18 protein-coding genes are annotated in these 22952 nt (G+C 42.9%); 5 read left to right on the top strand and 13 right to left on the bottom strand.

The genetic code is table 11. The annotated features are described in order from the left end of the window. Positions 1 to 220: 220 nt before the first annotated feature. From ABD036_RS10080 to wecA, 12 genes are all read right to left on the bottom strand, one after another. Positions 221 to 1483, bottom strand: a complete 1263-nt coding sequence (locus ABD036_RS10080; protein ID WP_343859413.1) for an FG-GAP repeat domain-containing protein — start codon at positions 1481 to 1483, stop codon at positions 221 to 223. Between the two features lie 144 nt (positions 1484 to 1627). Beyond that, positions 1628 to 3712, bottom strand: a complete 2085-nt coding sequence (locus ABD036_RS10075; protein ID WP_343859411.1) for a cell division protein ZapB — start codon at positions 3710 to 3712, stop codon at positions 1628 to 1630. Positions 3713 to 4764: 1052 nt separating this feature from the next. Continuing rightward, positions 4765 to 5847, bottom strand: a complete 1083-nt coding sequence (gene rfbB, locus ABD036_RS10070; protein WP_343859409.1) for a dTDP-glucose 4,6-dehydratase — start codon at positions 5845 to 5847, stop codon at positions 4765 to 4767. Then, on the bottom strand, positions 5840 to 6727 hold the full coding sequence (rfbD, locus tag ABD036_RS10065; protein WP_343859407.1) for a dTDP-4-dehydrorhamnose reductase: 888 nt from the start codon (positions 6725 to 6727) through the stop codon (positions 5840 to 5842). Before rfbD ends, rfbB begins: the two co-directional genes overlap by 8 nt. Positions 6728 to 6741: 14 nt before the next feature. Then, positions 6742 to 7290, bottom strand: a complete 549-nt coding sequence (gene rfbC, locus ABD036_RS10060; RefSeq protein WP_343859404.1) for a dTDP-4-dehydrorhamnose 3,5-epimerase — start codon at positions 7288 to 7290, stop codon at positions 6742 to 6744. A 2-nt stretch (positions 7291 to 7292) separates the two neighbouring features. Next, positions 7293 to 8183: a glucose-1-phosphate thymidylyltransferase RfbA gene (gene rfbA, locus ABD036_RS10055; protein WP_343859401.1), complete on the bottom strand. Its 891-nt coding sequence runs from the start codon at positions 8181 to 8183 to the stop codon at positions 7293 to 7295. A gap of 14 nt (positions 8184 to 8197) precedes the next feature. Further along, positions 8198 to 9637, bottom strand: a complete 1440-nt coding sequence (locus tag ABD036_RS10050; RefSeq protein WP_343859398.1) for a KpsE/RkpR family capsule polysaccharide export protein — start codon at positions 9635 to 9637, stop codon at positions 8198 to 8200. Positions 9638 to 9639: 2 nt separating this feature from the next. Further along, the gene (locus tag ABD036_RS10045) at positions 9640 to 10290 is read right to left on the bottom strand and encodes an ABC transporter ATP-binding protein (RefSeq protein ID WP_343859396.1); all 651 of its coding nucleotides are present in this window, start codon (positions 10288 to 10290) and stop codon (positions 9640 to 9642) included. Continuing rightward, positions 10287 to 11072, bottom strand: a complete 786-nt coding sequence (locus ABD036_RS10040; protein ID WP_343859394.1) for an ABC transporter permease — start codon at positions 11070 to 11072, stop codon at positions 10287 to 10289. The genes ABD036_RS10045 and ABD036_RS10040 overlap by 4 nt, the downstream gene beginning before the upstream one ends. Positions 11073 to 11088: 16 nt before the next feature. Continuing rightward, positions 11089 to 12837 (bottom strand): polysaccharide biosynthesis/export family protein, encoded by a 1749-nt coding sequence (locus ABD036_RS10035; RefSeq protein ID WP_343859392.1) that lies wholly within the window; start codon positions 12835 to 12837, stop codon positions 11089 to 11091. Further along, a complete protein-coding gene (locus ABD036_RS10030; protein WP_343859390.1) occupies positions 12837 to 13196 on the bottom strand; it encodes a hypothetical protein in 360 nt (119 codons plus the stop codon). The genes ABD036_RS10035 and ABD036_RS10030 overlap by 1 nt, the downstream gene beginning before the upstream one ends. Before the next feature lie 101 nt (positions 13197 to 13297). Continuing rightward, complete coding sequence (wecA, locus tag ABD036_RS10025; protein ID WP_343859388.1) at positions 13298 to 14365, bottom strand: UDP-N-acetylglucosamine--undecaprenyl-phosphate N-acetylglucosaminephosphotransferase; 1068 nt, start codon at positions 14363 to 14365, stop codon at positions 13298 to 13300. Between the two features lie 655 nt (positions 14366 to 15020). Between wecA and ABD036_RS10020 the strand changes: the two genes are divergently transcribed. From ABD036_RS10020 to galE, 3 genes are all read left to right on the top strand, one after another. Beyond that, positions 15021 to 16556: a peptide MFS transporter gene (locus ABD036_RS10020; protein WP_343859386.1), complete on the top strand. Its 1536-nt coding sequence runs from the start codon at positions 15021 to 15023 to the stop codon at positions 16554 to 16556. A gap of 139 nt (positions 16557 to 16695) precedes the next feature. Beyond that, positions 16696 to 17001, top strand: a complete 306-nt coding sequence (locus tag ABD036_RS10015; protein WP_343859384.1) for a DUF6170 family protein — start codon at positions 16696 to 16698, stop codon at positions 16999 to 17001. 1 nt (position 17002) lies between these two features. After that, entirely contained in the window at positions 17003 to 18022 is a 1020-nt protein-coding gene (gene galE / locus ABD036_RS10010) for a UDP-glucose 4-epimerase GalE (RefSeq protein WP_343859381.1), read from the top strand. A 599-nt stretch (positions 18023 to 18621) separates the two neighbouring features. On the opposite strand, the gene cspE is transcribed toward galE, so the two are convergent. After that, positions 18622 to 18828 carry a transcription antiterminator/RNA stability regulator CspE gene (gene cspE, locus ABD036_RS10005; RefSeq protein WP_343859378.1) on the bottom strand — a complete coding sequence of 69 codons (207 nt, stop codon included), beginning with the start codon at positions 18826 to 18828 and terminating at the stop codon, positions 18622 to 18624. A gap of 595 nt (positions 18829 to 19423) precedes the next feature. Between cspE and pulA the strand changes: the two genes are divergently transcribed. Continuing rightward, positions 19424 to 22246 (top strand): pullulanase-type alpha-1,6-glucosidase, encoded by a 2823-nt coding sequence (gene pulA / locus ABD036_RS10000; RefSeq protein ID WP_343859374.1) that lies wholly within the window; start codon positions 19424 to 19426, stop codon positions 22244 to 22246. A gap of 33 nt (positions 22247 to 22279) precedes the next feature. Next, entirely contained in the window at positions 22280 to 22939 is a 660-nt protein-coding gene (locus ABD036_RS09995; RefSeq protein ID WP_343859371.1) for a YceH family protein, read from the top strand. Positions 22940 to 22952 lie beyond the last annotated feature (13 nt).

Below are 22952 nucleotides of genomic sequence, written 5' to 3'. Positions count from 1 at the left end.
AGTTCAATTGAGCTGGAAATGGAGAGTGATATTAGCTTCCCTGCCTAACTGACGAACTAACATTTAGGACTCGAAGTTAGCAGTAATACGAGTATTTATCAATGTTTTGCGGTTTTTGATGGCACTTAGAAACTTCCCCGACTTAGATTGCTAATTCACTTTAGAGGTCAGTTTCGATTAAATCAGGGCCTAAGCCTCTGTTTAGAATAACGACAAAGTGCTAATTCTGTACTTTCCAGTTGGGATTTACCGTAGTGCTATACCCTGAACTACCAATACTAAAGCCATCCATTAGATATATATAGCTCTGAGCGGTTTGCCCTTGACGCCAAAATAGATCCACATCACCATCACCATCTAAATCACTGATGTCGGCTATTTGCCAATTGAGGTTGGAAACTGTGTTAATGAGCGAGCTGGATTGAATTTGACCACCATTCATAAAGTAGGCCCAGTTACGCCCATCGTTTTGATTGCGCCAGATAATATCGTCGGTGCCGTCACCGTTTAAGTCACCGGCTCCGGCGATTGTCCAATCACTGCTAGCCACGCGATTAAGCACATAACGATTGGCAATAGTCGTGCCGTTCATCAACCAGATGTAGTTATCGCCGCTGGTTTTATGACGCCAAACCACATCGGCTTTGTCATCACCGTTAACATCACCACTGGCGACAATCTCCCAGTTCAAATCGGCGACGCGTAAGTTGGCTTGAGATACTTTGACACTCATACCATCCATCAAGTACATCCAGGTATCACCGCGCACACCATGACGCCAAAAAATGTCGTCTTTGCCGTCACCGTCAAAATCAGCAACTTGTTTAACTCGCCAGTTACTGTCCACCACGTAATTCAGTTGGCCTTGTTGCTTAATGCTAAAACCGTCCATCAAATAAATGTAGTTGCGGCCGGTATTGCTGTTGCGCCATAAGATGTCAGATTTACCGTCACCGTCGAAATCGCCACGACCAACAATTTGCCACGCTTGATCGGCAATCACATTGATACCGGCACTGCGAACAATGGAACGGCCATTCATGGTCCACAGCCAGTTTCGGCCATCATCAGCATTGCGCCACAGTATGTCGGCATTGCCGTCACCGTTGGTGTCGTTCTGCACTGTGAAAGTCATGTCTCCAGAACGTGTAGGATCAAGTGGATACATATCAGCCACGTCGAGTATTCCGTCATCATCATCATCATTATCAGCATTGTTGCCGATGCCATCGCCGTCTGTATCAACTGATTCAGTCACATCTAAAGGAAAAGCATCTTCAGAATCTAAGACTTCATCACCGTCATCATCAATATCAAATATATTAAACTGGCGATCATTGTCAGTATCCAAATAATCACTATTGCCACTTGATTGCCAATTGCTCTCATTCCAGTTTGCTTCTCCCCAGAATAATTCTGAAGCCAAAGCGGATGATACAATCCCAATAAGCAGCAATGGGGCATAAATTTTATAAAAATTCATAATATTTCCAACACACTGTTTTTATAAAAGGTCTTATTCGGTTATAGACCAGGGCCTATTTTTTATATTCTCATTAGTTAATATAGAAACTAAGCAATCGATATGATTTCAATTTAACGAATCATTCAACGTATTCTAAATAACTCACTCATCATTATTAAAAGCCAGGTTATTTGTGTTTTTTTGAGAATCGTAAATAAAGGCTAATTGGGCCAGCTTTTTCTCCATAAGCTCCAATCCACTAACTAATTCTTGCGTTTTAGCCATTTCTTGTTGGAGAAGATTGTTTTGCGCTAATAATTCTGCCATTTGTTGTTTCATAACTCTGTTCTCAGCAACAACATCGTGTAACTCTTGCTGTTGTTTAACAAAGACTTTGGCAGATTCAGCAGGTCGTAACCCTACCGCTAAATTAATGGGACTAATTCCGGCTATATTGTTGCTTTCAGACCAAGCAACTCCAATAACCAATGGCAGATCAGTTATCGTAATTAATTCAGGGTTAACGGCGCGGCCAAGGCCATCGCCTTTTCCACTTGGTAGGATAAAATCACCTTTTTGCACGTAGCCGCGCACAAAAGCTGGTGTTTGCCCCATGAACGCTATCTTGTTATATCGGTCTCGAACGTCTTCATCTGGCATATTACCTAAAACAATAGGTTTCAAAGAAACTACCATTAGATGATCTGCGCCTTCTGTTTTTTTAGAAATTTTACCAGCGAATACACCGACTACTTCACCCGGACTCAGTTGCTCTTCTGGATCAATACGCTCCATCCATTCTGCGTAATCACCCGCTCCTGATTCGTAACTCACACCGGAGCCTGTAGCGACTAACATAGCCTGAGAAACCAATGCTTCAATTGGATTTGCAAGCTGTCTAAACACTTGCCCGGCCATTGGGCCGGCTTGCTCGACAAGCCGTTCGCCTAGTGAATTACCATTATTTCCCCCGTTGATATCAAAAAACTCAATAGGAGCTTTTTCGAAGCTAATTCCGCCAGGGTTAAGCTTAAAATCGTTAATAAAATTTTGAGGATCTAATGAGCCTAAATGAAGAGTCGGTAATGCGCCTTTTGAAAAGTTAATTAGATCTGGGAAATTTTGCAAAGATCCTGCATTAAATGTCGGTAAGGTTCCTCTATAAAGTTTTATCCAATTATTAATTGCACTATTTGAACCCAAGGTGCCAATATTAAAATTTGGTAAGCTACCTTGATCCAATTGGAAACCTAGGAAAGGAACATCAAGATCTCCCCAATCTATACTTAAATCTGGAAAGCCAAAATCAATCTCAAACAACCCTAAATCAATACAAACCTGAGTGGGATCAGAGCCTTCGTTGCCTTCACAGTTGCCATTTAAATGCCCTGATGAAAAGTTAAAACTGGGGGCGTCAAAACCATCGTGACGCAAACTGGGCGGGCGTCCACCAGTTAAGGTTGGCTGATTAAATGAGCCGAAGCTGAGCGAAGGCAAGCTACCATTAGTAAACCTAGGAGGCACGAAATTCCTAATCGTGAGACTAGGCAAATTTCCACCGCTTATATAAGGTTCCGAAAAATTACTTAAATCCAAATATGGCGGAGTAAATTTAATCCATTCTTCAGGATCATTAAATTTAATACCAACCCACTCATTTATTGGGAATTCTGTAGCTAGATCTGCCGCTTTTTGCAGATATGCCCCAAGATCCCAGACGGACTCTCCTTCAATACGCCCAACAATTATGTTAACTCCGTCTCTATTTGCACGGTAAAAAGTAGCAAAGTGGTCATTACGATTTATCGTATTTAAAACGTAGTCGTTTACATCTGGATCGTCAGTTAAATCATCTTGGCCATCACTATGAAGTATGACGGCTACCCCACCTGTGTTGACTCGGATAGAGTCATTCTCGTTAGTGGTTGAACGAGTGTTCTCAAATATCGCAACATGATGCTCAGGCAAATAGGGGTCTGCTTCATCACCATTCGCTGAATCTGCTATATTTGGTCCCTTTACATCAGCAGAAATTCGAAATGGTATTTGAAGGTTACCATTGTTTTGTTGAATCAATTCGTTGATGCTGTTTTGTAAAACAAAGAAGTTCTCATTGACTTCTGCGGCTATTGAAGGAGTTCCGGGGCTAAAAATGTGCGGAACCGTAACTGTTTCGGCTTGCACAAATGTTGGTATAAAAGTTAATAAAATGGTTGATGAGAGCAATGTAACTCGGCTATTTTTCATTTCGAGAAATCCTTATGACTGCCGTCAAGCTAACTTTATTATTAGTCCATTGAGGAAATTCACGTGCAGAGAAGGATGATGTACCGGTGATTGCTAAATGACACTAAATATGGATTATTTTTAATAGTTTAAGTGAGCACTGACTCTCTCCCAATCACTATCTATATTCCAGTTTTACAAGCTATTTAGGAAACTAACAGTTCATTCCTTTTCTACTGCTCAACATTTCACTATTTACTGATTTTAAAAGAAACAACTCACTCTTTATCCGCTTAATAGTCAATTTAATGTATTTATGATTTTCACTCTTAAATTGAAATTTAAAGTTAGACCACATCCATAATTTGGTCAAATTTAATACTAAAAAATAGATGCATTAACAATGACCTGGTTTTTTCAGTGTATTTAACACGCAAGATTGATGAGCAAGAAAATTTTATGAAATAAAATGTTTAAAAATTAGCCTAGTGACTAGCACTAAGTTAATTTAGTTTAATAGCAGTAAACTAATTAAAGGCCAATTGTGCTCACAGCTTCGGCATAGCCCTAGCTAACAATTAGCCAGCGCTAAGCGAATTGCAGATACCTAATGACACAAGGGTGATAAATAATTTCACATCTAACCAACTACCAGCCACACTGGGTTTACTGAGGTGTGAATTGCAATCAATTTTCACGACACCTCTTAGTAAGAAAAACTAAACTTGAAAACATTATGGAGTTTAAGAGGCGAAAATTATAACGGTGTGACATGTGTAATTCCTTTTACAACTTGATAAAGCGTTTTGTATTTTGAAGTAGAAAAAAAGTTAGCTTTTACCTTTTCCTGCCCTTAAAACATTAATGTTTTATATAGGATACTCTAAGACATTTAAAATTGCAGGTTGCTTTTAAATATCATCAATCATTTTTAAAGTAATTGGATCTAAAAGATTTGTCACGCAATTTAATTAAAAACTTGTTGAATTCTGCACTAGTAATTTTGTCAGTTGGCATCACGGTTAAAGCTCATCAACGGTATTGATTAAACGCCTATTAATAGCTAGAAAAACCTAAAGTAGCGGCTGCCACCACTCGGCATTTTCGAGATACCAATTAATTGTTTTATCAATTCCTGTTTCGAATGACTCTTGCGGTTTATACGCTAGCGCCTGCACAGTTTTTGTCGCATCAATTGCATAGCGGCGGTCGTGTCCTGCTCGATCGGTGACATGGGTAATAAGTTCAACTGACTTTCCTTGTTGAGCTTTGTCAGCGTTGGGATACTTTTTTATAAGTTCGCTGTTGTCTCTAAATGCCTGATCCATTTTTGCACAGATCAGCTTAACAATATCGATATTGGCCCATTCATTGTGTCCGCCAATGTTGTAATTTTCGCCCACTTCACCTTTATTCAATACCAACTCTATACCTCTGGCATGATCTTCAACGTATAGCCAATCACGAATTTGCATTCCGTCACCATATATTGGCAGCGGCTTATCGTTGAGAATATTGGTGATGATTAGCGGGATAAGTTTTTCAGGGAAATGATAAGGGCCATAATTATTCGAGCAATTACTGGTGGTTACCTCTAATCCATAAGTATGGTGATAGGCCCTGACTAGATGATCACTGGCAGCTTTACTTGCTGAGTAAGGCGAGTTGGGCGCATAAGGTGTATTTTCAGTAAATGCGGGATCGGTGGGTGCTAAAGTACCGTAAACCTCATCGGTACTGACATGGTGAAAACGATGTTCTAAGGGCACTTGTCCCTGAGCACGGGGTTGGTCAATCCAGCATTTTTTTGCCGCTTTTAATAGGCTATAAGTGCCAATAATATTGGTTTCAATAAAGGTATCCGGCCCAGTGATTGAGCGATCAACATGAGATTCAGCGGCAAAATGCACAATAGTGTTTATCTCATGTTCGGTCAGTAGCCTCTCAACGAGTGCAGTATTGCAAATATCACCCTGTACAAATGTAAAATTTGGCTTTGATTCTACTGATACCAAACTCTGACGATTTCCTGCATAGGTGAGCGCATCGAGAACAACAACGTTATCGAGCGGATGGTTTTCAAGCCAATATAAAACGAAGTTAGCACCGATAAAACCGGCACCACCAGTGACCAATAAAGAAGTTGGCTTAGTCATTAGTGGTTACTCCTATTTCGCGTTGCTGTGCTAGTTGTTGTATCACGTGTTCAAGTTCCACTTGCCAATGATTGCGTGTTAACCCTGTGAATGCCCTGTTCAGGGTTGATATATCTAACACACTGTACTTGGGGCGCTTGGCAGGTGTTGGATAAGCTGAGGTTGGAATAGGCTTTACGGGTATCTTTGACCTTAACAGCCCATATTGGTATCCGAAGTCCTGAATTGCCAAAGCAAAGTCATACCAAGTACAGCTTCCTTCATCAGTAAAATGATGTACGCCTGTGATCTGTTGTTCACTTGCCAATAAGCACGCATTGGCCAAAGCCATTGCCGATGTTGGAGAGCCTGTTTGATCTGCGACCACTGCCAACTCAGTTTTTTCCACCATTAACTTGAGCATGGTTTTGACAAAGTTATTGCCTGTTGCTGAGTACACCCAGCTGGTGCGGATGATACAACTTTTCTCGGGAATACGTTGTCGAATGACGTTTTCTCCAGCAGCTTTGCTGGCACCATAAGTACCCTTAGGCTCATGGGGATCATTGACTAGATAAGGTGAGTTTTTATCGCCGGAAAAAACGTAATCAGTGGATACGTGAACCAAATGTAGCCGTCTACTTGCAGCATAGCTCGCTAAGTTGGCCACCGCGGTTTTATTCAGCGAAAAAGCTTGTTCTGGCTCACTTTCAGCTTTATCAACCGCTGTGTAGGCTGCTGCATTAATGATCCCTTTTATATTGAAGGTATCTAGTACTGCCGTTAAATTGTTTTCATCAATGACATCGATATCATTGCGGCCTAAACAGATTACCTTTGGGTTGAGTCGTTTTAGGGCTTGTGCCAGTTGGCCGTTCTTTCCAATAACAATAATATTCATTTATCGAAGTACAACTAGGTAAAGCTTGGGGCCGAAGAAAAAGACACCCCAAGTTGGTCTTTTTCAGACAGTATTGGTTGTTGATTAGATAGCAAAGGCCAATCAATATTTAATGCAGGATCATCAAAGCGGACCGATACTTCTGACTCAGGATGGTAATAATCGGTACAACGATAGCAAAACTCGGCATAGTCAGAAGTAACATAAAAGCCATGGGCAAAGCCCGCAGGTACCCATAACTGCCGTTTATTTTCCGCGGACAAGGTAACTCCAAACCATTTCCCAAACGTGGCGGATGACTTGCGCATATCGACGGCTACATCATAAACCTCGCCTAATGTCACGCGCACCAATTTCCCTTGGGTCTGGACTAATTGATAATGTAATCCGCGCAAAATACCTTGTTTGGACTTACTGTGGTTGTCTTGCACAAAATCTTCATTGGCAACGTTCTGTTTAAACCAGTCGTCTCTATAAGTTTCCATAAAGAACCCACGCTCATCACCAAAAACGAGCGGTTCAATTATTTTCAAGTCGGGAATCGAAGTACTGACTACTTTCACAGTTAAGATTTCACTTTTTCTTTTAATATTTTATACAGATACATGCCATAACCGCTTTTTATCAATGGCCTAGCCAAATCTTCGAGTTGTTGGGCGTCAATGAAGCCTTTTCGATACGCTATTTCTTCAGGGCAACAGATCTTCAACCCCTGCCTTTTTTCAATCGCGGCAATGAAATTAGATGCATCTAACAAGCTATCAATAGTCCCTGTATCTAACCATGCTGACCCACGTCCCATTAACTCGACACTTAACTTCCCTTGCTGAAGATAAAGGTTGTTGAGATCGGTAATTTCAAGCTCACCTCGTTTGGATGGTTTTACTTGTTTTGCCATCTCGACAACGTGATTATCGTAAAAATACAAACCCGTGATGGCATACTGCGACTTAGGCTGGTCAGGTTTTTCTTCAATAGAAAGCGCGTTCCATTGGTCATCAAAATCAACCACACCGTAACGCTGAGGATCAGTAACATGGTAACCAAATACCGTCGCGCCTTGTTCATTTTGTGCTGCACTGTTTAGCGCTCGCTGTAAGTCATGCCCATAAAATATATTGTCGCCTAAAATCAACGCACAGGGATCATTCCCTATAAACTCTTCGGCCAACAAAAAGGCTTGCGCGAGACCATCTGGGGTTGGTTGCTCGACATAACTGAAACTGACTCCCCATGCCTCTCCAGTTCCTAATAGGGCTCGAAAACGCGGTAACTCTCTAGGCGTCGAGATAATCAGGATATCCTTTATCCCCGCCAACATAAGTGTGGCAACTGGATAGTAAATCATCGGCTTATCATAAACCGGCATTAACTGCTTACTGATGACTGAGGTAAGAGGATGGAGACGAGTTCCTTCCCCTCCAGCTAATACGATACCTTTTCGTCGCAATGTCATATTCCTGAGTTTCGTTATCTGAGTTCATTGACAGTGGCGGAGATAATCCGACCAATGACAAATAACATGAGTAATACGGCCAAAAATAACGCTAAATTATAAAACACTTCAGGATATTTTGCGTCCTCTGGTAAGGTCGGTGATTCAATGATGACCAAGTATTTTAATTGCCGATAAGCTTCTATGCGAGATTTTTCCAAAGAAACTTGTGAAGATGCATAGGCTTTGAGTGCCAGTTCCATGTCAATTTTGAGGTCACTAAACTTGGCTAATAGCTCGCCCACCGAGCTCCCATCATTGGAAACATCACCTTTACCACTGCTTAACCTTGCTCGCTGGGCGGCTAATTCGCCTTCCAAACTATTCAATTGCGCACGTAAGCGCATTACTTGGGGGGCTTTTTCACTCATTCCAGTTAGCAAAGCGGCAAGTTGGGCTTGGGTACTGGCAATTTCACCTTCAAGTTGATAGGTAATTTGTTGAAACGCCATTCCTTCTGCTTCGGGATCTAACAAATCATGTTTGCGCTGAAAAGTTAGCAATTGAGACTTGGCTGATTGTAATCGCTTTTCTACCATTTGATGTTCGTTTAACACAAACGCCATCTGTTCTTTTGCTAGCGCATGACCTATTTCATTGATATACCATTCAGCTCTTTCAACAATAGTACGCGCTAACTTCTGAGAAAAATCTGGCTCAAAACCTTGCACTGAAATCGTAATCAAACTAGAAGTTTCGTCGATCTCGATATTGATTATTTTGCCAAAGTATTCATGTAAATCTTCTTTACTAGCATCATCACTTAAGCGACTAAAAAAATCCCATTGCGTATCACTATAATGATCCCTCAAATTAAGGGTCGATTGTAAATACTCAATCATGTCAGCAGACAAAATAAAAGCTTTCACAAGCTCATTGTCATTAGACATAGGGGCCCCACCAAACCCAGACAGCAACGCCATTGCAGGGTCCAATGTACTCATACCATCTGGTTGCTTAATGATCAGCTGTGTTCTGCTTTCATATCGATCGCTTGCCCACATTATTTGATACACAGCGAAAACGAAAAACGGAATTAATACAAAAATAGATAATGGCGTAGCAATGCTCTTCCAATTTGCGGTTTTAGCTTTTAACTTTAATTTTTCTACCGCGATATGAGCACCTGCTTTGACTTTATCAGCGGCCGAGCCATCTGTTGAGGAGGATGCCATAAGATGCGGAAAATCTCGTAACATCAAACTTTTCAAGTAGTTGAGTTGTTTTTTAGATTTTGTGCCGGGTTGAATGTTTTTCAATCGCTGCATCAAACGATAAGCCAGTGGCACATCGGTTTTAGTTAGTTCGTCAACTTTTTCACTTATCAGCTCAGGATTTGTCCACTGTTGCTCAGTAAATTCCTTACGCAAATTTAAGAATCGTTGCTCTACGTCATTTATAGTCTGCTCAGTCATTATTATAAAGCTCGATATGCTTCGATCCCTTGCTCGAGATCATTGTAAAAAGTTAAGTTGCCATTATCTAACACGATAGTGCTATCGCAAAACTGTCTGATTTCGTCCATTTCATGGCTCACCATAATTACATTTGCATCCTCACTGCGTTCCAATAATGCTTCTTTTGCTTTACGCCGGAAATTCGCATCTCCCACGGATGTCACTTCATCAATTAAATACACATCAAAATCGATGGCAATGGAACAAGCAAAGGCCAGACGAGGTCTCATGCCACTGGAATAAAATCGTACGGGCAAATCATATTTATTACCTAATTCAGCGAACTCTTGAACGCGTTTTTCATAAGCGTCTAAATCGGCAATACCGTTAATTTTCCCTATGAATCGCGTATTTTCTCGTCCCGTCATATGCGGATGAATACCGGTCATTAATGCCACCGGCCAAGACAAATTAAGGTCAGTGACGATATTACCTTTGTTAGGAAATTCACTTCCTGCAAGCAATCTAAACAGGGTTGATTTACCTGCGCCATTAGAGCCCAATATTCCAATATTATGATTGGATGGGATCTCGAAAGTAATATCCTTAAATACATACTGATTACCCAGTTTCGACGGATAATACTTTGTCAGGTTTTCTAACTTTATCATCGGCTAATAGCCTGACGCCAATTGGTGTAGTATATCGACAAAGCTAAAAAAGTTGTGACCAATACGGTTAACGATAAAAATGTAAGGCTTACACCATCCGTGCCATAGGCATGGTAGGCTGCATAACGCGTCAATTCAATGGCATGCAGTATTGGGTTCCAGTTAAGGTACGCCCAATATTCTCTTGGGAAATCTTGCAAAGAAAAAAAGGTCGCTGAAATAAAAAACAAAGGGCGCGTAAATAAATTCATCAATTTATTTACTTCTGGTACATACAAGATCAGGATCCCAAACATCAGTCCCATCATCACTGAAAACCACCATAGCAAGAAAATGCAAAACATCATCAACAATGGATTATCGATGTTAATTTCTATTCCTAAGAAATACATCACGATAAATATACCGATAATCACAAATATTTTTACCAGTACTTCAAACATAGCCGCGGCAATCACTGCACTGATGGGTTGTACTTGGCGAAATGCAAAAAGCGCTTTGTTCTTTTTTATCGACCCTGAACATGTCGTAAACGTGTTCAGAAAGGTTTGAATGAATATCAGTCCATAAGCCATAAAAACAAAAGTAGGGACGCCATGGGTATCGCCCCCATCCATCCGACCTCGGATAAAAGACAACACGAAAATAAAGGCGATTGGGTTTACCAAAGCCCAGCTTAAACCTAATTTATCACTGAACCCAGTACGGATCTCACGAGCAAAAAGCGCGAATATTACATCGCGCCAAATTTCCCATTTATTCCGTTTGATTACTGTTGTCATGAATTGAGTTTATCGGTTATCTAACAGCGACATTGGCAGCAATGGCGACTTGATAAATAATCTGAGTCACATCTTTAATGGCCTGCATAAACTTAGTGTCAACTTTTGGTAAGACCAATATTTGATCGCCAGCAACTAAGGTTTTGCCTTGTTTTTCATGATACCAATGGCCGCCACCTGACTCCATAAACGAAGTGAGTCCGTTGGCATGTACCACCGCAATGCGGTCATCGTCGGCGCGCTCGCTAAAGCCCCCGGCCCAAGCGATATAATCATCGATAGTTGCATTTGGGTTATACACAATGGCCTGCGGCATGAGCACTTCGCCAGATACTTGGATCAAATCGGTCTGCGCGGGAATGACAATCTCATCCCCTTGCTCTAAACGGATATTAGCAACTTTGCCATTTTCAGAAACAATCACTTTGCCTAGCGGTTCTATTTGCCGTGCTCTTGCCACAAACTGTGAAACCAGTTGCGCTTCTTGCGCTCGAATTCTGGCTTCACCGTCACTGCTTGCAGGCGCTGTGAAAATACTGCGCTCTAATCGGTTTAATGATTCGTTTATCAGCTCTTTTTGCTGTTCGGCCACACTCTTGCGCTTAATATAAATGGCACCGTAGTTAGCCTGTTCAGGATTTATTTCAACGTGATTAAGCAAGTCAAGCAATCGTGCATCTTTCTCAACGGTGTAAAATGAGGGGCCTAAGTAACTACCGGAGATTTGTACGCTTATCACTTGCGGTCGAATATCATCATTAAACAGTACAATATCGCCGTCTGACATGCCAAATTCATCGAATTCTTTAATCGGTAAGTAAACTGAAATGGGGCCTTCTGGTCGACTGCCCGTAACCGCGACATGACTGGTTTTGGCTAGCGGCCTAGCATATTGCATCAGCGATTCGCCTGAGCGTGAATTATCCGTTAGTTCAAATCTAAATGGGTAGCGAGCCGCTCCCTCTACGGTGACCATAGCACCTTGTTCGCCAACCAATATTACATCTTCATCTTTGAATGAAAAGGCCGGTAACTGACCTTCTTTTAGAAAGTTATACAGATCGTATTGTAAGACCCGTTTTCCTTGTCTCATTACTTGAATACTTCTATAGCTGCCTCGGTGTGGGTCGATACCTCCCGCCCTTTTCAAATAGAACAACACTGAATCTGAGGCTAAGCCTGCGTATTGTCCTGGCCTAACAACAGGTCCTGCGACAAACACACTCACTGGTGTTGCTGTCAGCAAATTAACGTAAACACTGACATTATTGGTATAGATAGATTTTATGCTTTGGGTAACCACACTATTAACGCGATTAGCAGGGACATCTTTGACTTTAACCGGACCAATGTCGGGTATGAAGATATTACCTTGATTATCCACGGTCAGCACTTGCGCTTGATTCACCGCCCCCCACATTTGTACCGAGATTTTATCCCCAGGGGCAACTAAATAGCTGCTGTTTAATCCGTCACTGCGTTCAGACTCGTATCCACCTTCGAACAAATTAGCGCCATAAGGTGGCGGCAGACCTTCTTCGCCTGCAGGCATCGGACCTGAGCGCGTCGGAATATTAATGGGTTTATTTCTACCGGTGCTGTTACCACCGGATTGAATGTATTGAGAAAGATCAACTCGCTCACTTTGTCCGGCTTGTTGAGCCTGTTGAAGTTGCTCTTCGGTCAAGGTTTGTTGCGCCAACGCAGTACCTGAAAACCATAATGTTGCTAGCAGACAGCCAATTATTCGTAAGTTACAAGTCATTATTTCGCTTCCAACTCCTGACTTTCCGAGTATTGTGCAATGACGTTATTCACTGCAAACCAATTACTCTGTGAGCGTTTACAATAAATTCGTTCTTGATTTGAATGATCCACTAAGTTCCGGCATAACAGTCCTGAGGCGGCAAAAAAGGTTCGACCAAATTGGATCTGTTTTCCACCAACAACGCGCGTAGCACCTGCAGGCACATCAGTTAACGCCGATGCTAGGGGCGACTCAACTTGCTCAGCGGGGTCGACATATTCGTGTTCAACCAACGGTCGCTGGGCGGTAGGTTGCTCGATAGTAGAGCAGCCTTGCAACATACATATGCCGCAAAGTGTAAGTACAATTTTTTTCATGTATTTTGGGAGACCACTAAATAAGTAAACAGATACTAACGCCTTAACAGCGTTTTGCAAAGAATCGCAGGCATAAACCGAATAACACAATGCCGAGTTGGCTAGGCATTTTTATTGCGATTTCTGATAAACCGTAAAATATTCCAGATATTTTGAATCACCCAGCTGTAGGCAATAAGCGACACGATAAAGCTCCAAAACATGACATATTCTGGCACCGCATAAATTTCACCTAGAATACCAATAGTCGCATAACCACATCCCATTAATAGAATAGCGGCAAGCGAGCGTCTTGAGGAAAGCCCAGCTCGCATGAATATGTTGTGTAAGTGTTGACGATCTGGTCTAAGCACAGACTGCCCTTTCTTAGCACGTCTATACATAATGGCGGCCATATCCATAAGAGGCAGACCAATGATCCAAACTGCAGTAATGGGGCGCATTGCCGCTTCAGCACCTTGGGTGAAGTCGACCATCAACCAAACGATAGTAAGGCCAACAAACATGCTGCCACTGTCGCCCATAAAAATTTTGTTGCCCTTGAATCCCTTCCAACTTAGATTAAAAGCAAGAAAAGGCACAATCGCAGCGATGACCATCATCGGCGCCATGACCGCTTGGCCGTTTCCAGACATCAGTAATAAGAAAACCACTGCGAGCAATACGATTAGGCTCATTCCACCAGCAAGGCCATCAATACCATCAATCATATTAAATGCATTGATCACACCCACTACGCAAACGAGGGTGAAGAAATAACCAAAGAGACCGAAATCGGTATTACCAAAGCCAAAAACGTTACCTAAAGAGGTAATGTAGTTTTGCGCTGCCCACGCCATGATGGCGGCGACACCGAATTGACACATCAATCGACCTTTAGCGCTCAAGTCGAATTTGTCATCCAGCATGCCGAGTAAAATTATAAAAAATGAAGCTGTAAAAAATAAAGAACCGTTTTTGAACCACACATCAGTGAGCACACTGGTGATCAGCACTGCACCAAAAATGGCCACGCCACCAGTTAATGGAACCATGCCATTGTGCTGCTTGCGAGCAGAAGGATGATCAACCAATCCCAATTGATGGGCAAAAGGTGTCATAACAACAAGAAGTATAACCGCAACAAAAAATGCAGTAAAAAGTGGAATAAATTCCAAGTGGGCAAACATAAATTACAAGATCCCTTGTCAGTTCATTGCGTTAGTGAAAGCAATAATCAAGCCTCAATACAACACTGTACTTACCGGTCAGAGCAAAATACATCCAGCTAGCTCCGCTATCCATTTGTTTTTTAAACAGAAAGAAGCTCAGTTCCATTAGTTCCTGCTTAAGTTATTTTGGTGCCGTACAGTTTCACGGGCGCATCATAGCAGATTTGGCAGCATGAAAACCAGCATATTAGTGTTAAAAAATTTAACCGAAATGTTACAGATTGGCACATCAAACACCGGTTATCCTGTTTATTCGTCTTTTAATGTAGCTTTTTCTGTACACCCTATCTTTAGACAAGACTTTTTGGTGACTACATAATGTTACTTTACAAAGCGTGAGATTATTTTAACGCCAAACATAGGGTTCTGCACCAAAACAAGGCAAATTTTGTTTAATAATCAATGCTATATTGTGAACTTTAATTGACGTTGAATGAATGAAGTTCAGTTAATCCACCTAGTTTTATTGTTTTGTTTGCTCAGCTTTAGTATAAACGTGCCTGCTCTGGGCACTATTATGAGCTAATGAGCCAAGATAATTATTATAAAAACAGTGTTATGGCGAACAATAACAATATCGTTCGTTTAAATTTCACACCTAAAGGCAGCAATAATGAATTCGAAAACACCTGATTTTTTAGGTCACCCTGGTGGCCTGCAAACGCTATTTTTTACCGAGATGTGGGAACGCATGAGTTACTACGGCATGCGTGCTTTGCTCGTGTTATTTATGACGGCAAGTATACAAGAGCAAGGTTTAGGTATTACCGTGGCCTCTGCAACCGCAATTTATGGTCTGTACACCGGTTTTGTCTATTTTATGGGTTTACCGGGCGGTTGGATTGCTGACCGTTTAATCGGTGGTCAAAAAGCGGTGTGGTATGGCGGTTTAACTATCATGACTGGCCACATTGTGCTGGCCATCCCAAGTAACTATACCTTCTTTGTAGGCCTTATCTTGGTTGTGCTGGGTACCGGGTTACTTAAACCCAACATCGGCGCTATGGTTGGACAACTATATAGCGCGCAAGATTCTCGTCGTGACGCGGGCTACACGCTTTATTATATGGGTATTAACATCGGCTCGGTCATTGGCTATGGCGTATGTGGTTATCTACAAGTCGAAAAAGGCTATCATTGGGCATTCGGTGCAGCGGCTGTCGGTATGGCGATTGGTCTAATTCAATATCGCGCTACCTTGCACAAACTAGAAGGCGCTGGTGAAAAACCTATTTTAGAGATGTCACCAAAGGCGCAAAAAACAAGTTGGGCAGTTATCGGTGCGTTCTTAGTTGGACTTATCGCTGTCGCGTTTTTAATGATATCTGGAAGACTGACGTTTAATCCTGTCACTGCAGCACAATATACAGCGTTGTTAATTACAGCGGTATTTTTGGCTTACTACGCTAGCGTGTTCCTTTTCGGTGATCTTTCTGGCGATGAAAAACGCAGTTTAGGTGCGTTGTTTTTAGTCTGCATAGCTTCAATCTGCTTTTGGGCCGGGTTTGAACAAGCCGGGTCTTCATTGAACCTATTTGGTCGAGATTACACAGACAGACTAGTGGGTACCTTTGAAATCCCCACAGCGTGGTTCCAATCTGCCAACTCAATTTTCATCATTTTATTATCGCCTTTCTTTGCTGCTTTATGGGTAAACCTAGGTAAACGAATGATCACGCCTTCATATGGCATCAAGTGTGCAGCCGGTCTCGTCATTATGGCGACAGGCTTTATCGTGATGTTTTTTGCAGCGCAATTAGCGGCTAGTGGCTTAAAAGTAGCTCCTTATTGGTTGGTGGCCACTTACTTCCTACATACAGTGGGGGAGTTATGTCTAAGCCCAGTGGCACTGAGTGCAGTGAGCAAATTGTCACCTAAACGTTTTGCCGGTCAAATGATGGGCGTATTCGTGTTGACCTATTCAATCGGAAACGTGGTCGCAGGCTTATTAGCCGGTAATTTCGATCCAGAGAATGTTGATCAAATGCCAAACTTGTATTTGCAAATCGCATTTTTCAGTATTGCTATCGGTATTGTCATTGCGCTATTTACGCTTAAAACAAGAAAATGGGAAAAGCTGGCAAACAACTTTACTGACGAAGTACCGCCAGCTAAAGACGTTGATGCAAAACCTCAACCTATGAATTAATAGTTTAAAAAGCGCTATTAATTTTTAAACAACACTTTAGAATAACGCCTCAGGTCAAACTAATTGATTTGAGGCGTTTTTGTTTGTGTTGGTTGGTTTTCTAAACACTGATTTTATAGTTTAAATTGAAGGTAATAATTTGAAGTTTTATTTTTCAACCCGCCAGATACCGCAGCTCAAAGGGCTGAGTATGGGCGAAAGAATGGAAAAATTGCGCGCGGCCGAAAACAAACTGACGCCGCCAGAAAAGATGATCCTGAATATTTTCAAACTGCTGATCATGGTACCGGTATTCGTGTTTATTTTACGCGCTTCGCAAGACTGGCTGGCATTGGTATGGGCCGGATTATTTATTCTAGCTTACCCGTTTTTTTTAAAACCCTTGCAATACAGTCTTAGCGCAAAATATTTAAAAGACCCTACCCCTTCACAAGGAGACGAATAATATGTCGACCATTTTGGTAACAGGCGGAGCCGGTTACATCGGCAGCCATACGGTGTTGCAATTATTAGAACAAGGCCACACGGTAATTGTTCTCGACAATTTCTGTAATTCTTCAGCGGAGTCTGTAAGACGGGTTGAGGAGCTGACCGATAAACAAGTCATTTTGGTTGAGGGTGACATCCAAGACGGTGCCCTGCTTGATAAACTATTTGCTAATCACAAGGTCGAATCGGTGATCCACTTTGCTGGATTAAAGGCCGTGGGCGAGTCCGTAGAAAAGCCGTTGGCTTACTATCGCAATAACGTGTATGGCACCTTGGTGCTTTGCGAATCGATGGCGCGCTTTGGTGTGAAAAATTTAGTCTTTAGCTCCTCGGCTACAGTCTATGGTGATCCAACAACCTTGCCTTTGCATGAGAGCCTGCCCACCGGACAGCCAACCAATCCTTACGGTCAGTCTAAGTTAATGGTCGAGTTGGTGTTAAAAGATCTACACAATTCAGATAACAGTTGGAATATTGCATTGCTGCGTTATTTCAATCCTGCTGGGGCGCATCCCTCGGGCAGGATTGGTGAAGATCCCAATGGTATTCCCAATAATCTGATGCCCTTTATTACCCAAGTGGCAACAGGCAAAAGAGAGCAGCTATCGGTATTTGGAGATGATTACGATACCCCTGATGGCACCGGTGTTCGAGACTATATTCACGTCGAAGATCTGGCTCAAGGACATTTGAAAGCACTTGATAAGCTTAAGCAAAATGTGGGGCTGGTGACCTATAATTTAGGCACTGGCCAAGGCTATAGCGTGCTGGATATGGTGAAAGAGTTTGAAAAGCAAAGTGGCCGCCCGATCCCGTATCAAATTGTGCCCAGACGAAGTGGCGATGTTGCAGCTTGTTACGCTGATCCAAAACTGGCCAAAGAAGAATTAGATTGGACGGCAGAAAAAGGCTTGGCCGAGATGTGCCGCGATTCATGGAATTGGCAATCGAAAAACCCGGATGGTTACGGGCAGTAGTGTTGGCATATCGTGTCATCCCGGTAGTCGATAAAAAATCGTCATCCCGGCAACGCTCTTAAGGCCGGGATCTTCTTGACTCCTGTTTGTATTGACTACGGAAGACTGTTCACGAGATCCCCGACCAAGAGACCTCGGGGATGACAGTGGTAGAGAGCACCTCGGGGATGACAGTGACATCGTCATCCCGGCAATGCTTTCCAACATTGTCATCCCGGCAACGCTCTTAAGGCCGGGATCTTCCTGAATCCTGTTTGTATTGACTGCGGAAGATTGTTCACGAGATCCCCGACCAAGAGACCTCGGGGATGACAGTAGTAGAGAACACCTCGGGGATGACACAGACCTTGTCATCCCGGCAACGCTTTCCAACATCGTCATCCCGGCAACGCTCTTAAGGCCGGGATCTTCTTGACTCCTGTTTGTATTGACTGCGGAAGACTGTTCACCAGATCCCCGACCAAAAGCACCTCGGGGATGACAGTGGTAGAGAGACCTCGGGGATGACAGTGGTAGAGAGCACCTCGGGGATGACTAAGGTTTTTTGAAACAAAAACGCCAGCTTGATGCTGGCGCTTTCAATTCATAATGTTAAGCGCTTAAACTGTTACGTTTGCTGCTTGAGGACCTTTTTGTCCTTGCTCGATGTCGAATGACACTTGTTGGCCTTCGTTCAAGCTTTTGTATCCATCAGACTGAATTGCACGGAAGTGAACGAATACGTCAGAGCCGCCATTATCTGGAGTGATAAATCCAAAACCTTTGTCTGCATTGAACCATTTAACAGTTCCCGTTGATTTAGACATAATATTTTCCTAATTTTCGTTAATAAATAGCGCATGTACGCTGGTTTAGCTGTGTAGAACGATATACATGGGATGTTACTAACAGAAAATGTCCAAAACGAACTAGCTCTTGCGAAACGCCGGCAGATGTATAGATATTTCAAAGTAAAATGTAAATCACGTTTGTATTACACGCTAATTATTAGATTAGCAGATAATTTTCACTAGTATAGAAAATTTCTTATGTTTTTCATCTAATTGGGAATATATGCACGAGCTTGCAAGCACGCCTTGATACAAGCGAAACCTTACGATGAAAATACGTTTAACGAGAAATATTGCGCTAAAAATACAACTCCAGATTGGTTGATGGCACTTGTCATTTGCGCCTGAAAAAGGTTACTTTAATCCACTAAGTTAAACGATTTAGAAAGTGTATCATCAGCGTGAAGTAATTATGCATGACACATTCTATGGTGCGATAATACACAGCACATAACGGCAGTTTTTGCAGGCATTAGGTTCAAACTGAATGACCGCGCAAACAACGTGATAAATACTAACAATCAGTTCGTTGGGGAATACCTTGGGTCGAGTTCAACTAGGAAGAGATAAAATGAGTTTGGGTAATTTTAAAAAATGGCTATTAATTGCAGCATCGATTATTACGGCTGTGTTGCTAAGCAGTTGCAGCAACACGACTAAACCAAAAAATACAGCTGGCTCAGCAAAATATTCTTTCAATTTTCAAGCCATCCAAAATGATTTTGCCGCGCATTGGGTGAGACCGGATCTGTTGCTTGTCGATAAGCCGCTTAATTCTGCGGTTTTAGCTCTGTCGAATAACGGCAATATCCGTGCTCAAGATGGGATTAGCGCGGTATATAGCTTAACGCCAACCGACAACCCAAATTGGTTAACGTCATTACATCCGCATCTCAAAACCTTCTACGCCTACTCAGTTGATTTATCGGTTGAGCAAGTCAAACAAGCGCTGAAACAACAACTTGCGGTAATTGACCAAGATGAATTGGGCAACACCACACGCTTATCCTTTGTACAGATCCCGTTAGTGTTGGATTATTTGTACACCTTGGGCAATGACGATGCGGACGAATTTGATAGTTACGGCGCGCGCATTGACAACGACGTCACTCGTTTTGCTATCTGGGCACCTACCGCTAAAGAGGTGCAAGTGAGGTTGTACGACAGCAATCAACTGCCATTGGAACAAGGCACAATTCAATTAACCGAAGATCCGATGACCGGGATCTGGAGCGGTATCTCACAACATGCCCCTCAGGGAACCTATTATCTATACCAAATCCAGTTGTACCACCCGAGTACCCAGCGCATTGAAACACTGCGCAGTACCGACCCTTATTCGTTGAGCTTGGCAACCAATAGCCAATTTTCCCAAGTGGTGGATCTCAAAAGCAGTTCCACCCAGCCTCAAGGTTGGCAATATCAGCAAATTCCAGAAGTGAACTCGCCGGAAGAATTGGTTATCTATGAAACTCACGTACGCGATTTTAGTGCATCCGATAGCAGCTTATCCGATCCTCAACTGGCGGGGAAATATGCCGCATTTAGCCAGGCGCACAGCAACAGTGTTAATCATTTGAAAGCGCTGCGCGAAGCCGGTCTCAATACCATTCATCTGTTACCAGTCTATGATATCACCACAGTGAATGAGCAGCCCGCACAAGTCATCTCCTTAAACGATGACTTAGCCAAAGTATGTGATCTCATTACCGATATCTCACTTTGTACCAGCGACATGGATAAAAACACGACCTTAAAGTCGTTGTTACAAAGCTTTGATCCTTTATCAGCCGATGCCCAGAGCCTAATCGAAAAAATTCGGACATTTGATGCCTTCAACTGGGGCTACGATCCTTATCATTACACAGTTCCTGAAGGTAGCTATGCGTTAAACCCAGACGGGATAAGTCGAATAATTGAATTTCGCCAAATGGTCCAACGCCTGCACCAACTGGGTTTTCGCGTGATCATGGACGTAGTTTACAACCATACCTTTGCCGCCGGTGTCGGTCCTAAGTCGGTATTGGATAAAGTTGTTCCCAATTACTATCATCGTCTCAACCCCATCAGCGGAACAGTAGAACAGTCAACCTGCTGTGACAATACCGCCACAGAGCACCGTATGATGGCCAAGTTGATGATCGACTCTCTCAAGGTCTGGGCTGAAGATTACAAAATCGATGGCTTTCGTTTTGATCTCATGGGCCATCAGCCCAAGTCTTTGATGTTAGAGGCTCGACAAGCGGTTCGCCAAATCGACCCCGACACTTATTTCTACGGAGAAGGCTGGAACTTTGGTGAAGTGGCAAATAATGCGCGTTTTGTGCAGGCCACACAAAACGAGCTGGCAGGTTCGGAAATTGGAACTTTCACCGATCGTCTTCGTGATGCCGTTCGAGGCGGCTCATCCTTTGTTTCCAAAGAGCAGATCCGTCAAGGACAGGGATTAGGTAATGGCCTTATCAGCCTGCCCAACGAGCTACAAACAGCACAAAATCAAGCGCAAATGATGACCGAATATAAGCTGTCGTTAGATCAAGCCAGAATAGGCTTGGCGGGAAATCTCGCTATCTTTCCGATTGAGAACGCACAAGGACAGCGCGTGTTCGGTCGAGATATCGATTACGGCGGGGCTGCAACTGGCTATGCACTTGATCCTGCAGATGTGATCAATTACGTGTCCAAACACGATAACCAAACCCTGTGGGACAACAATCAATACCGCATTGCCAGTGAAGTATCTACCGCTGACAGAGTCAGAATGCAGATATTGTCTTTGGCCTACCCACTAATGGCACAGGGCATCCCCTTTATTCATATGGGCAGTGAATTACTGCGCTCAAAATCCTTTTTACGCGACAGTTATGATTATGGCGATTGGTTCAACAAAGTGGACTATGCCAAACAAACCAACAATTACAATGTGGGTTTGCCCCCCGCCGGTAAAGACGAGGCGAATTGGGACATTATCAAGCGCATCATCAGCCAAAACCAAGGACGAGATATCGTCAGTCCGGCGGATATTGAAACGGCCTCACAGGTATTTATGGATTTCTTGCGCATTCGCACCTCTACGCCGTTATTTAGTTTACGGGATGCCGATCAGATTATTCGTCGCGTAGAATTTCACAATACCGGTCCAGATCAACAATTGGGTTTAATCGTGATGAGCATTGATGATCCCTACTCTCGTGATCTGGACTCGAATATTGAAAAGCTCATGGTCATATTTAACCACACTGGCAGTACCCAACAGTTTTCGTATTTAGGTGCTGAGCGCTATAAACTGCATCCTGTGCAGCAAGCTGGGTTTGATCCGGTGATTAAGTCGGCCACCACCAGCGTCGATGGTTTTAGTGTGCCAGCTCTTAGCGTTGCCGTATTTGTTAGATAAAGAACTAAAAACAGCTTAAGGAAATAAGCCAAGATGATAATTCAATTAACTGCGATACAAGCTAGAGTGATAGGAGTATTGATGGAAAAGGAAGTGACGACACCTGATCAATATCCGCTGTCATTGAATGCCTTAACCTTAGGCTGCAATCAAAAGAGTAATCGTGATCCGGTCATGGCGCTTGATGAAAGTGAAGTGCAAAATGCATTAGACGAATTAAAAGAGCTCAAACAGGTAAGCGAACAAAGTGGGTTTGGCAGTCGCGTGGTCAAATATAAACACCGATTCTGCAATACTGAGTTCGGCGACTTGAAGCTCACTCGTCAACAATTTGCTGTGGTCTGTGTGTTGTTATTACGCGGCGCGCAGACACCTGGCGAGCTCAGAACCCGAACCAATCGATTGGCGCAGTTCTCTGGCGTCGATGAAGTTGAACAAGTGCTGGATCATTTGCACCAACACAATGGCGAGCAGATCGTCGTTAAGTTACCCAGAGAGCCTGGCAAACGCGAATCTCGCTATATGCATTTGTTCTGCGGCGAGCCCGACCTTAACGCAATGAGCCAATCAACCAGCTCGGGGGCCACACCTGCTAATGACACCTTGCTAGAACGGGTATCATCACTTGAAGCGGAAGTAGCAGACTTAAAACAACAACTTGCGGCGTTAAAAGAAGCCCTTGGGGTGGAGTAACCTCAGCACAAAG

The sequence above is a fragment of the Aliiglaciecola litoralis genome, assembly GCF_039523355.1.
In the GTDB taxonomy this organism is placed as follows: domain Bacteria; phylum Pseudomonadota; class Gammaproteobacteria; order Enterobacterales; family Alteromonadaceae; genus Aliiglaciecola; species Aliiglaciecola litoralis.
This window is presented reverse-complemented; position numbering and strand designations above follow the sequence as displayed.